The organism is Salinirubellus litoreus (genome assembly GCF_037335815.1).
Lineage (GTDB): Archaea > Halobacteriota > Halobacteria > Halobacteriales > Haloarculaceae > Salinirubellus > Salinirubellus litoreus.
This window is the reverse complement of sequence record NZ_CP147841.1, coordinates 2321075-2333803: the sequence shown is the minus strand read 5'-3', so window position 1 is coordinate 2333803 and position 12729 is coordinate 2321075. Positions and strand designations below refer to the sequence as shown.

At 67.8% G+C, this 12729-nt stretch carries 11 protein-coding genes and 1 pseudogene; 7 read left to right on the top strand and 5 right to left on the bottom strand.

What is annotated here, in order from left to right; translation table 11 throughout:
- The first annotated feature begins 39 nt into the window (after window positions 1–39).
- Window positions 40–486: a universal stress protein gene (locus WDJ58_RS11485; RefSeq protein WP_338913361.1), complete on the top strand. Its 447-nt coding sequence runs from the start codon at window positions 40–42 to the stop codon at window positions 484–486.
- 95 nt (window positions 487–581) lie between these two features.
- Here the strand turns inward: WDJ58_RS11485 and WDJ58_RS11480 are convergent, their stop codons facing one another.
- Window positions 582–1514 carry a biotin--[acetyl-CoA-carboxylase] ligase gene (locus WDJ58_RS11480; protein ID WP_338913360.1) on the bottom strand — a complete coding sequence of 311 codons (933 nt, stop codon included), beginning with the start codon at window positions 1512–1514 and terminating at the stop codon, window positions 582–584.
- Between the two features lie 211 nt (window positions 1515–1725).
- Window positions 1726–2028, bottom strand: a pseudogene (locus WDJ58_RS11475) (NifU family protein); the annotation flags it as partial.
- A 337-nt stretch (window positions 2029–2365) separates the two neighbouring features.
- Here WDJ58_RS11475 and WDJ58_RS11470 point away from each other — a divergent pair.
- A complete protein-coding gene (locus tag WDJ58_RS11470; RefSeq protein WP_338913357.1) occupies window positions 2366–5677 on the top strand; it encodes a malectin in 3312 nt (1103 codons plus the stop codon).
- A 381-nt stretch (window positions 5678–6058) separates the two neighbouring features.
- On the opposite strand, the gene WDJ58_RS11465 is transcribed toward WDJ58_RS11470, so the two are convergent.
- Window positions 6059–6811 (bottom strand): proteasome assembly chaperone family protein, encoded by a 753-nt coding sequence (locus WDJ58_RS11465; RefSeq protein ID WP_338913356.1) that lies wholly within the window; start codon window positions 6809–6811, stop codon window positions 6059–6061.
- A gap of 106 nt (window positions 6812–6917) precedes the next feature.
- Here WDJ58_RS11465 and WDJ58_RS11460 point away from each other — a divergent pair, with 106 nt between their 5' ends.
- Window positions 6918–8090 (top strand): mechanosensitive ion channel family protein, encoded by a 1173-nt coding sequence (locus tag WDJ58_RS11460; RefSeq protein WP_338913354.1) that lies wholly within the window; start codon window positions 6918–6920, stop codon window positions 8088–8090.
- A gap of 19 nt (window positions 8091–8109) precedes the next feature.
- On the opposite strand, the gene WDJ58_RS11455 is transcribed toward WDJ58_RS11460, so the two are convergent.
- Both WDJ58_RS11455 and WDJ58_RS11450 read right to left on the bottom strand, forming a co-directional pair.
- Window positions 8110–8511: a universal stress protein gene (locus WDJ58_RS11455; protein WP_338913353.1), complete on the bottom strand. Its 402-nt coding sequence runs from the start codon at window positions 8509–8511 to the stop codon at window positions 8110–8112.
- Window positions 8512–8649: 138 nt separating this feature from the next.
- A complete protein-coding gene (locus WDJ58_RS11450; protein ID WP_338913352.1) occupies window positions 8650–10038 on the bottom strand; it encodes a bifunctional metallophosphatase/5'-nucleotidase in 1389 nt (462 codons plus the stop codon).
- 90 nt (window positions 10039–10128) lie between these two features.
- Here WDJ58_RS11450 and WDJ58_RS11445 point away from each other — a divergent pair, with 90 nt between their 5' ends.
- From WDJ58_RS11445 to WDJ58_RS11430, 4 genes are all read left to right on the top strand, one after another.
- Complete coding sequence (locus WDJ58_RS11445) at window positions 10129–10374, top strand: DUF5816 domain-containing protein (protein WP_338913351.1); 246 nt, start codon at window positions 10129–10131, stop codon at window positions 10372–10374.
- A gap of 258 nt (window positions 10375–10632) precedes the next feature.
- Entirely contained in the window at window positions 10633–10947 is a 315-nt protein-coding gene (locus WDJ58_RS11440) for a DUF7116 family protein (RefSeq protein WP_338913349.1), read from the top strand.
- A 58-nt stretch (window positions 10948–11005) separates the two neighbouring features.
- Window positions 11006–11569, top strand: coding sequence for a mechanosensitive ion channel family protein (locus WDJ58_RS11435; RefSeq protein WP_338913348.1), 564 nt, complete (start codon window positions 11006–11008; stop codon window positions 11567–11569).
- Between the two features lie 153 nt (window positions 11570–11722).
- Window positions 11723–12688: a metal-dependent hydrolase gene (locus WDJ58_RS11430; RefSeq protein ID WP_338913347.1), complete on the top strand. Its 966-nt coding sequence runs from the start codon at window positions 11723–11725 to the stop codon at window positions 12686–12688.
- Window positions 12689–12729 lie beyond the last annotated feature (41 nt).

Here is a 12729-nt window from a genome sequence, read left to right as displayed (position 1 = left end):
TGAGGAACAGTTATAATACCTCCGTGCCACGTGATACCGATGTACGACCGGATCGTCGTTCCGACCGACGGCTCGGAGGGGATGGGTCGAGTGCTCGCGCACGCCGCGGACCTCGCGCGCCTCCACGGTGCGAGCCTCGACTTCGTCTACGTCGTCAACGCCGCCGCGTTCGCGAACCTCCCGATGGAGACCTCCTGGGAGGGGGTGCGCGAGAGCCTCCGGGAGGAGGGCGGAGCCGCGCTCGACGCGGCCGAGGAGGCGGTCGAGGGGAGGGGGATCCCGACCGACCGGCGCGTGCTCGAGGGCGGACCGGCACGGGAGATCGTCGCCTACGCCGAACGGTCGGGGGCCGACCTCGTCGTGATGGGGACCCACGGGCGCGGGGGGCTCAACCGCATCCTCATCGGGAGCGTGGCCGAGCGGGTGGTCAGAACCGCGGGGATGCCGGTGCTGACCGTCCGCGTGGGCGAAGAGGAGGGGAGCTGATACGGATTGTTGTAGTCTTTTACCGGCGATCACGGACCCCGTTCGAGTGATCGCCGGTAAATCGTTACAACAATCCGTATGAGGGATCGGACGGCTCAGATCGGGCGCAGGTGCTCGCAGTCGCCCGCGGGGACGCGTCGCTCGCCCGTGTCGGTCTCGACGAGGAGCGCCCCCGGGAACGCCACGTCGACGGCCTCGCCCTCGATCACCTCGGAGCCGGTCTCGACCCGGACGCGCCGGCCGAGCGTGAGCGTGTGTTCGCGCCAGGCAGGTAGTATCGAGTCGGGGGCGCTCCGGAGATCCTCGAACGCTCTCAGATACCGCTGGGCGAACGCCCGACGGTCGGCGTCCGCGCCGAGCTCACGGAGGCTGGTCGCCGTCCCGGGGAGCTCTGACGCGGGGACGTCGACGTTCGCACCGGTGCCGACGAGCACCCACGACACCCGATCGGCCTCCCCTTCCATCTCGGTGAGGATACCGACGAGTTTGCGTTCCTCACCACCGACGGGGACGAGGACGTCGTTCGGCCACTTGATGCCGGCGTCGACGCCCGCCTCGCGTGCCGCCCGGGTCGCGGCGACGGCCGCCGCGAGGGTGTACACCGGGGCGTGGGCCGTCGGGAGGTCCGGCCGACAGACGACGCTCAGGTAGACCCCGCCCGGTGGGGAGGACCACTCTCGGTCGAGGCGACCCCGCCCGCCGGTCTGTGCGCCGGCGAGGACGGCCACGTCGCTCGCGCCCTCGACGGCGAGCTCCCTCGCCCGGCGGTTCGTGCTGTCGATCTCCTCGTGGTACTCGACGGTGAAGGGGGCGTCGAGTCCGAACTCGACGGCGAGCCCACCGTACGCCGGGACCTCGATCACCCGGTAGCCCGCGTCGGTGCTCTCGATCCCGAAACCGGCCTCGCGGAGCGCCTCGACGTGCTTCCAGACGGCCGCCCGCGAGACGTCCAGCCGCTCGGCCAGTTCGGGACCCGGGACTGGCCCCTCGGCGAGCGCGTCGAGGACGCGCCGGCGCGTCTCCTGCATGGTCGTCGTTCCGCTCGGGATCCCTTGAGCGTTCCCGGTCCGGATCGCCTCGAAGGTCGGACCACGAGCTATAGTAGCGTTTGGAAGTCTTTACTCACGGACGGGGGATCGTCTCCGTCCGGCGTGTGTCATCGGTTCCAAACGCTACTATAATCGACGGCGAAAGCGCGCGAACGGCGGGAGGAGAAGGCCGGTATCGGTCTCAGAACGGGACGTCCCCGTCGTCGAACCCGTGCGGGGTCCCCGCGTCCATCCCGGTGTCGGCGTGGACGACCGATATCTCGGGGATCTCCTGGACGAGCCGCGTCTTGAGCGCCTGGACGGTCATCGGGGAGATGCCACACCCGGAGCAGGCCCCGCCGAGCGAGATGGACACCTCGCCGCGTTCGACGTCGATGTCCCCGACGGCGTGGTTCCCGCCGTGCATCCCGATCTGGGGGAAGTTCCGCGCGACGAACAGCGAGATGCGCTCGCGAAGTTCGGCCTCGTCCGTGGTGCTCGATTCGGTGCTCATACCCGAGGGAGGGGGCTGGTGGATATAGCGGTTGCTCTCCGAAGTGGTGGCGGCGACCGGAAATCCGAGACCGACGGAATTGTATCCGTCGGAACAGCGCGACCATCTCCGTCTCGTTCGAGGGGGTTCAGGGGACCTCGCCCAACGACGGAGGGCATAATTGTCGCTACCCTACATGTATAATTTATAATATGATAGCGAGCTTCGGGGCGTATTTCCCATCCGCATTCTTTCTGTTGAGCACACCCATTTATAATAATTTTTATATAATGTATAGTGTACTACCAGGCAGGTGTAGAAGCGTTTTATTACCGATCGATCTCAGATGATGGTCATCATGGATGATCAGATGAAAGGAATAGCGGACGGTTCCGGAGCGCGTTCGGGAAGCGTGTTCGTTTTTATATCCACAGTCGCATCTATCAACGGACTGTTTGGAGTATCGCGTGGAACGGCTCGGCCGAGCGGCAGGCAGTTGGCAGTGGCCGTCTGCTCCGTACTCGTCGTGACGAGTATCGTGACGGCGAGCGTTGGAGCGTCGACTACTCAGGCAGATGATTCCACCGTCGTCTTCGCGGTCAACGCGGGAGGACCCGAGTACACCGCGAGTGACGGGACCACCTATCAGGCCGACACCAACTTCGATGGCGGGAGGACCTTCAGCACCGGGAGCGCCGGAACGCCCTCGGATCCCGACATCGCAGGTACGGCCGACGATACCCTCTATCGGTCCGAACGCTACGGCAACTCCTTCGGGTACGACGTACCCGTTTCGGATGGGACCTACGAGGTGACGTTGCAGTTCGCCGAGATCTATCAGGGGGTGTCCTCGAACGACGTCCCCGATTCAGCGGGGCCGAGCGACGGCACCAACGCGAACGACCGGGTGTTCTCCGCGGCGATCGAGGGCCAGCAGCTACTGACCGACTACGACATCTTCGCCGACGCTGGGGCACTCACCGCGACCGAACGGACGTACACGGTCGACGTAACCGATGGAACGCTGAACATCGATTTCAGCACGACGAACGACAACGCGAAGGTAAGTGCTATCAAGATAAGTGCCATCGACGAGACCGCCCCGTCCAGTGACACCGTCTTCGCGGTCAACGCGGGAGGATCGGAGTACACCGCGAACGACGGAACCACCTATCAGGCGGATATGAACTTCGACGGGGGGAACACCTTCAGTACCGGCTCGGCCGGAACGCCCTCCGATCCCGATATTGCGGACACGACTAACGACGTGCTGTACCAGTCCGAACGCTACGGCAACTCCTTCGGGTACGACGTACCCGTTTCGGATGGGACCTACGAGGTGACGTTGCAGTTCGCCGAGATCTATCAGGGCGTCTCCTCGAACGACGTCCCCGATTCAGCGGGGCCGAGCGACGGCACCAACGCGAACGACCGGGTGTTCTCCGCGGCGATCGAGGGCCAGCAGCTACTGACCGACTACGACATCTTCGCCGACGCTGGGGCACTCACCGCGACCGAACGGACGTACACGGTCGACGTAACTGATGGAACGTTGAACATCGATTTCAGCACGACGAACGACAACGCGAAGATAAGCGCCATCGAGGTGAGCCGCGCCGATGGAACGACTCCGTCCAGTGACACCGTCTTCGCGGTCAACGCGGGGGGACCGGAGTACGCTGCGAGCGACGGGAGTGTCTACCAAGCCGATACGAACTTCGATGGCGGGAAGACATTCAGCACCGGCTCGGCCGGCACCCCCTCCGACCCCGACATCGCAGGTACGACCGACGATACCCTCTATCAGTCCGAACGCTACGGCAACTCCTTCGGCTACGACGTGCCGGTGTCGGATGGGACCTACGAGGTGACGTTGCAGTTCGCCGAGATCTATCAGGGCGTCTCCTCGAACGACGTCCCCGATTCAGCGGGGCCGAGCGACGGCACTAACGAGAACGATCGAGTGTTCTCCGCGACGATCGAGGGCCAGCAGCTACTGACCGACTACGACATCTTCGCCGAGGTCGGTTCGCTGACCGCGACCGAACGGACGTACACGGTCGACGTAACCGACGGAACGCTGAACATCGACTTCACCGCGACCAACAACAACGCGAAGATTAGCGCCATCGAGGTGAGTCGTGTCGACGAGACAGACAACACCGCCCCGACGATCGAGTCGATCTCGGACCAGACCGTGACCGCGGGCGAGTCGATCGACGTCCCGGTCAGTAGTTCGGACGCGGACAGCGGTGATACGCCATCACTGTCGCTCGGCCAGGCGCCGCCTTTCGCCTCGCTGAGCGACAGCGGAGACGGCACGGGTACGATTTCGCTCGCGCCCCAAGCGGACGATTCGGGGAGTTACACCGTCGAAGTGATCGCGTCCGACGGCACGGCGACCGCGACCGAGACGTTCACCGTGACCGTCGAAGACGCGCCTAGCAACACCGCCCCGACGATCGAGTCGATCTCGGACCAGACCGTGACCGCGGGCGAGTCGATCGACGTTCCGGTCAGCAGTTCGGACGCGGACAGCGGTGACACCCCGGCACTGTCACTCGGCCAGGCGCCGTCCTTCGTCTCGCTGAGTGATAGCGGAGACGGAACTGGAACGGTTTCGATCGCACCCCAGACGGACGATCCGGGGAGTTACACCGTCGAGGTGGTCGCGTCCGACGGCACGGCGACCGCGACGGAGACCTTCACCGTGACCGTCGAGGACACGTCGACGTCCACCGACGGGGAAGCGACGATAACGATCAACAGCGGCCGGGGCATCGACACGTCGACGTACAGGAGCGGCTCGTTCGAGATAACGAACACCGGCGACGAGCCGATCGAATCCGTCACGCTCGATCTCCGATCGGCGATCCTGCCCGATCTCGTGTTCGACCCGGAGGGAACCGCCGGTGACAAGGCGGCCAAGGGGTTCGTGCTCGACTCCGACGGCACCAGCGGAACCGTCGAGTCGACGATCGCGAAACCGCACAACGGCGTCGACGGCTCGGACGGCTACGACACGCTGACGGTCACCTTCGGCTCGTTCCAACCGGGCGAGTCGGTCGCGTTCTCGGTGGACAACGACCCGACGAGTATCAAAGGGGGCGGGACAGCCCAGAACAGCGAGGCCGGCCCGGTGTCTGGGCTGGAGCTCTCCGGATCGACGGTGACCGCCGAGTTCGGCGACGGGTCGACCGTCGAGACCGCGCTGTTCAGCGATGGAAGTCTGGGTGGCTCACAGGGAGTCGCCGACGCGGACGTGCCGTCCGCGCCGACGATCGACGCACAGGGCGTGCCGCTGACCTCGACCACCCTGTCGGACAGTCACACCGCCGCGACGGTGACCGACGCTGACCAGACGATAACGGTCACGGGCGAGCCCGGGGACACGGTCACGCTGCTCCGAGTCGAAGGCGAACTGAACCTCGAGGAAGTGCCCGAGTACGACGGGACGCCCGGCTACGAGATCGAGGCCTACGAGGCGAACACGGCGATCCAGGTCGAGGAGTACACCGCAACGATCGGGGACGACGGAACGGCCGCCGTACCGGTCACGCTGACTGACTCCTCCGCGGATGGCGGGTTCAACTACTTCGTCGCGGTCACCGAGGACGATGACGGCGATACCGGGCAGACCTCGAACAAGGTCGTTCTGAAGTACGAATAACACGCCGTCGACAACCGACGGCCCTCTATCGGCGCTGGTTTCAGCAGTGGAGAATCGGGGATTCAGTCACAGGGACTTCCGGGATGACACGGCGAGGAACCCGTTCATCTGGTCCGACGTCAGGGAGTTCGAACGCTGGTCGGATCGCCGCATCCGACTCCTCTCTTCGACCCGCCGTCGTATCGGCTAATCCGCATTCGCTGGAGACGCTTGATATCGGGACAAAATGACGGTACGGTGCTGTACCACCAGCACGCTCACCCGCGGAGCGAGCGAACGGAGTGAGCGAGCGGAGCGCAGTTTTTCCCCACGTTTTTCCGACGAGAGGTGCCCGAAGCGCGCCGAAGGCGCGAGAGGGCACCCGAGGAGGAAAAAGTGGTCTCACATATACATCCGGTCCTCGGGGCCCCGCTCCTCCTCCTGTGCGGCCCGCATCCGCGCGGCGAGCTCCTCGTACTGCGCCGAGACGCGGGCGGCGAACTCGGTCATCGGGCCCAGGTCGACGTCGAGGTCGTAGACCGTGAGGAACGCCTCGAGCAGCCTGAGGGCGGCGTCGGCGTCGGGGGTCTGGGCGTGAACCGGCGTCGTGAGCAGACAGGTCTTCAGATCCGAATCGAGCCCGCGTCCCATCAGCGCGCCGTTGATCCCGTCGAGGAAGCCGCCGCCCATCGGCGTGATCTCGGTGTCGGCGAGCCGTGCCTCGGCGAAGTCCGGGGTGGCGACGTAGAACGCCCGGTGTTCGTCGGGTCCGTGGGCGATCGGGACGCCCGAGAGGACGACCACCTCCTCGACCTGTGCTCGCTCGGTCCAGTCGAGGATGGCCTCGCTGAACGGGTCGGCGGCCCTCGGGGGGACGAACAGTTCGCCCACGAGGACGGTCAGGTCGAGGTCGTCGCGGGAGAACAGCCGGGTGTGGTGGCGCGGGACCCCCTGGGCGAACGGGGTGATGGCCGGGAGCCCGCGGGCGGCGACCCGCCCCGTCTGTTCGAGTTCGAGGTGGGTGACGAGGTAGTCGACCGCGGTCAGTCCGGCGAGGCCGAACTCGGAGAAGCCGAGTACGAGCCGCGAGGAGGCGTCGTCCTCGTGGCGCTGGACGTCGAACGTCGGTTCGGGGTCGTTCCTGTCGGCGGACATGCCCGACCTCTCGGGACACGAGGGTATAACTCGGGGGGGCGATCGCGATGGCTCGGGGGACGTCGGCGTCGGAACGCTTTTTCGGCCCCCCGGCGACGGCCGGACCATGGCAACGGGCGCGGGTTCGGCAGGGGTGGTCGCCTCGCAGGCGGAGGGGACGCCGACCCCGACGGCGGAGGGGGCGGCGACGGCCTCGCCAACGGGGACCCCCAGCGCCCCGGACGTCGTGGGGTCGTACCTCCCGCCGTGGGTGCCCGACGAGCTGATACAGGTCGTGCTCGCGGTGGTCGTGCTCGTCGTCACGTATTACCTCTCGGGGGTCGTCCGGCAGGTGCTCGGCCGACGGATCGCGAGGCGGTTCAACCGGCCCAGCGTCACCCGGACGGTCCTCAGGGGGATACAGTCGGCGATGCTCGTCCTCGGCGGCATCGTCGCTCTACAGGTGCTGGGGCTCCGTCTCGGGAACGTCATCCTCTCCGTGACCGTGTTCTCGGCGGTGGCCGGGTTCGTCCTCGCCCCGATCATCGGGAGCGTCATCAACGGGCTGTTCATCCTCTCGGACCAGCCCTACGAGATCGGCGACATGATCTACCTCGCCGACGAGGACATCTACGGATTTATCGAGGATATTACACTCCGATACACCAAGATGTTCACTCTGGACAATACGTTCCTCGTCGTCCCGAACGGTTCCATACAGGACCGGGACGTGTTCAACTACTCGGCGGAGGACTCCCGGACGCGGCTGAAACTGGACATGCTGGTCACCTACGAGAGCGACATCCCGCAGGCCAGAGAGCTCATCGAGGAGGCCGCGAGGAGCGTCGACAACGTCATCGGCGGCGGGCCCGATATCCGCATCGGGTCGGCCCGCTACCCCGCGGGACCGGTCTGCTACATCGACTCGTTCGCCGACCACGGGGTGAACCTCCGGCTTCGCTACTGGGTGACCGAGCCGTACAAGTTGCTCACCGCCCGGTCGAAGGTCCAGACGGCTATCTGGGAGCGCCTACCCGAGGCGGACGTCGAGATCGCCTACCCGCACAGCCACCTGTTCTTCGACGAAACGAGCGGGGAGATGCGGGTGAACCTCACCGACGGGACCGACCGGAGGGACGGGTCGCCGGTCGGCCCCCCGGACGGGATCGGGGAGGGGATTCGGGTGGAGGAGGGCGGGGAGGGGCCGCTGCGACCGCCCGGCGTCGAGGAGCCACGGGACGAGGAAACGCCGGAACGGGAGGAACCCGACGGGGAGAGATCGGACGACGGGTCCGGCTGAGTGGTCCCCGGGTCCGGGATCAGCCCGAGACGGTGATCAGGTCGCAGTCGAGTTCCCGTCGGAGGAACGTCTCCACGTCGGGGTCGTCGACGAGGCTCCGGATCATCCGACGCCAGCGCCCGGCCTGCTTGCGGCCGATGACGACGTAGTCGGCCCCCTCCGCGGCCACCTCGTCGAGGATGGTCTCCTCGACGAGGAAGCCCGACCGGACGGCGTACCGGACGCGGGGGAGCCGGCCGAACGACGACTCGACGGCCCGCTTGAGTTCCGACCGGGAAACCCGGCCGCCGTTCTGGTAGAGGTTGACGTGGAGGACGGTCAGGTCGGCGTCGTGTTCCTCCGCGACGTCGACCGCGCGCTGGAGGGTCGCACGGGAGTGTTCGGAGAGCGGGTACCGGACGGGGACCACGACGAGCGTCATCGTGTCAACGTACGGTGCCCGCCGGTTCAATCTTGTCGCTTCTTTCGGTCGCTAAACGATCGGATGGCGGTGCGTAACGATACATCGAGATACCCGAACGGGCCGAGGATCGCCGACAGAGGAGGACGCACGACCGTATCAGACGCCGTGACGGACCACCCGCCCCTCGATCCGGGGGACGATCCCTTCGGCACGGGCGTAGGCCGCGAGCACCTCGTACTGGACCGAGAGCGTTCCCACGCGGAACTCGGGGGTGAGCGACGGGAACTCCCCCTCGGTGTGGAGGAGGTACTCGGAGGTGGCGACGCGGTAGTTCCGTCCACCCTCGACGGGCCGACCGCCGACGCTCGCGCCAACGAGCTCGCGCTCGCCGTGATCGTACTCGAGCCGCGCGTTCGAGACGTGGGCGTGCCACCACTCCGATTCGCCGAACCCCACGTTCCGGGCGGCCTCCGCGAACGCCGACCGCAGGACCCGCCCCGGCACTTCGAGCACGGCGACCCGTTCGGGAAACGGGATGACGCTCATCAGGTCGGCGAGTGTCACGTCGCCGGCGAGCGGCGGGCCCTCGCGGATGCCGCCGCTGTTCTGCAGGCCGACCACGGGCTCCTCGAAGCCGGCCTCGAGCGCGGCCCACCGGTAGGCGTCGGCGACGAAGTTGCCGATCCGCGACTCCCCGCGGAAGCAGGTCCGCTCGGTCCGCTCGACCGGGTCGTCCACGTGGGCCACCACGTCGGTCAACCCCTCGGCGGCCATCCGCTCGCGGAGCGACGCCGCGACCGGCTCGTGGAGGGGGCCGTCGGCGACCGCGTGCCGAGTGACCTCCCCGTCGGGGAGCGACACCTCCATGATCACCTCGCCGTTGACCCCGGGTCGGGTCAGGACGGTCCCGTCGATCCGTTCGATCCGCTCGGAGTGGACGTGTCCCCCGAGGACCGCGTCGACGTCGACGGCGGCGGCGAGCGCCTCGTCACCGCGACCCAGATGTGAGAGCGCCACCACGAAGTCGACGCCGCGGGCGCGGAGTTCGGCGACGGCCGCCTCGGCCGCCGGGATCGGATCGCGAAAGGAGAGATCCGCGGCCGCGGGGTTGATGTCGGGGGTGTGAGGGTCGGTCAGGCCGAACAGCCCCACCCGCGCGCCGTCGGTCTCGAGGACCGTCCAGGGTCGCACGCCGACGCTCGCGCCGAACGGTTCGATCACGCCCCGCCGGTCGTCGGGGTAGACGTTCGCCGAGAGCCAGGGTTGTGGCGAGCGCTCGACGAGTTCGAGCGTCCTGTCGGTTCCGAAGTCGAAGTCGTGGTTGCCGAACGTCTCGGCGTCCGGTTCGACCGCCGAGAACAGGTCGAGCGACTGCTCGCCCTCGGTGCGCAGGGCGAGCACGCCCGGGGCGGTGTCGTCGCCGGTCCCGCAGGTCAGCGCGTCCGGGCCGTCGCGTTCGAGGAGCGTCCCGGCCAGCCGGCCCACGCGCTCGGGATCGTCGTAGGCGTTCTCGACGTCGGAGTAGTGGAGGAGGCGGAGGGTCACTACCGACCGGTGGACCGGAGGCGTCAAAACCGCTCCGAAGCGGTTCGAGCAGTCCGAAGCGCTTTCCCGCGCCGCCGCCCCCGTACCCGTATGGAGTCGACGCTCGAAGCCCGCGAGGGACCGTCCGGAACGCTCTACGTCTCCCGGGAGGCAGAGCGAGGGTCGGTCGCCCCGTTCCTGGTGACCTACGCCGACCCCGACGGCGAGGAGCGCTGGGGCTACTTCTGTACGAACTGCGAGACCTTCGACAACGCGATGGACTCGATGGGGCGGATCGACTGCAACCGGTGTGAGAACTACAAGAAGGCCGACGAGTGGGACGCTGCTCACGAGTGAGAGAGCCCTCGTTCGACGAACGCGGGATGCCGCTCGGGGAGAACGGGATGCCCGACGACCGGCCCGGGGCCTCCGCGAGCCACCGACGGGGTACCCGCGGGATCGAGCACCCCGCTCGTCCGCCTGACGGTCGGACCGCTACACGGGACCGAGACACGGCCGAGGGTCGCGGTGATCGGCCACGGTCCCCCTCGTCGACACCCAATCGTCCTGTCACAAGCGAACGTTTATGCCGAACCGCTCACGATTGAAGGACGGATGGGAGTTGTTAACACAACCCTCGACGACCGCGCCCGAGCAGTGTTCAGCGATCTCGGATACGAGGTGACCCGAGAGGGGGACGAGCTCCGCGCCGAACGGAGGTGGCGGACGGTATACGTCACGACGCAGGAGCCCGCGGAGGCGGAGACACACGGTCGACTGCGGTGTTTCGTCGCCCCGGCCGAACGGGCGGCGTCCGTCCGTGACGACCTGCTCGCGCGCGCACCGGACTACGACTGGGCGGTGATCGGCGTCGAGGACGACGACTACACCGTCCTCCACCCGGACGCCGACGTACTCCCGGCACCGTAGGGACCCGGATCCCGCCGGAACCCCGGTTTATAACAGCCGGCCCCGAGTCGGCCGAACCATGCTCGTCCCGTTACAGAGCCTGACGGGGATCGTCCGGTCGGCACTGAGGACGTTTCTGGCCGACATAACCGCGGCCATACCGAAGATACTGGCCGGCGTCGTCTTCCTCGTCATCGCGTACATCGTCATCAGAGTGGTGATGTTCGTCGTGAGGGCCGTCGTGCGGCGGACGTTCCGCGGGGAGGAGCCCGTCTACCAGCAGTTCGTCACGACCGTCGTCAGGGTGTTCCTCTGGTTCGGCGTGGCACTCTCCTTCCTCTCGGTCGTGGGGCTCGACGACATCGCGGCCTCGCTCGGTACCGCGACCGGCTTCCTCGCGCTCGGGGTCTCCTACGCCGTCTCGGGGATGATCGCCGACGCCGTCGCCGGCATCTACCTCCTCCGGGACCCGGACTTCATGCCCGGGGACACCGTCCTCTCCGACGGAACCGAGGGAGTCATCGAGGACATCGAACTCCGGAAGACGCGCATCAGCGTCGGGGACGACACCGTCGTCCTCGGGAACGCCGCGATCGAGAAGAAGTGGACCAAGCGCGACGACGACCGGGACGGGCTGGCGTGACGGTTCGCCGCCGACCACCGGTCCGAGAGGGGACCACCGACCGAGGGCCGCGACGGTCCGCACGGAGCGGGCGAACGACGGGGGTCCCGGCGACCGGTTACGACACGGAGTGACGCGCAGGGGATATATCCCTCCGGCGCGAACGACCGATCCATGTTCGTGGGTCACGGGCTCCTCGCGTTCGCCCTGGTCGCCGGAGTCGCGCATCTGCGCGGCTGGCGGCCGGAGCGGGCGCTGGCCGTCGGCCTGCTGGCGGGCGCGTTCGGGATGCTCCCGGACGTCGACATCGCGTACGCACCCGTCGCGCTACTCCTCGCTTCGGACCTGGGCGGGCCGCTGGCGACGGCGCAGGCGTTCTGGGCGGCCGGCAACCTCGTCCACCGCGCGGTGACCCACTCGGTGGTCGTCGGCCCGGTCGTCGCGCTCGGCCTGCGGTGGATCGCGTCGCGTGACCGTCGCCTGCGGAGCGCCGGCGGGGTCGGCCTGCTCGCGCTCCCGGTCGTCGCGCTCGTCGTCAGCGGTCCGCTCGGATCGGCCATCACGACGCTGTTCGTCGCCGGCGCGGCGCTGCTCGCGTTCGTCGGCCGGCGACACGGGTTCGCCCCGACCACCATCGCTGCGGCCGCGCTCGTCGGCCTGGTCTCGCACCCATTCGGCGACCTGTTCACCGGCGAGCCCCCGGCCATGCTCTACCCGCTCTCGACGGTCCCCACCGTGGATCGGATCGTGCTCCACCCCGACCCGACGCTCCACCTCCTGGGGGCGCTCGGGCTCGAACTCGCGACGGCCTGGCTCGCGCTGTCGGTCTACCTCGTGGTCCGACACGGGGTCGGGCGGCCGGCGGCGTTCCCCGGGGCGGTCCGGCGCGTGGTCGCCGGACGGGCGGCGGCCGGCGCGGGCTACGCGGGGACGTTCTTCGTCCTTCCGGCCCCGACGCTCGACCTCTCGTACCACTTCGTCTTCCCGTTGCTCGGGGTCGGGCTGCTCGTCGCGCTCCCGACACCCCGGACGGTCCGTGGGGCGACCGCCCGGCCGGTCCGCGTCGTCGCCACCGGTCTCGCGGCCGTGACGGCCGCGACGCTCGCGTACGCCCTCGTCTACGTCACCGTCGGCTGGTAATCGACGAACCGAGTCCGCGCGTTTATACGCCGAGAGCGCCC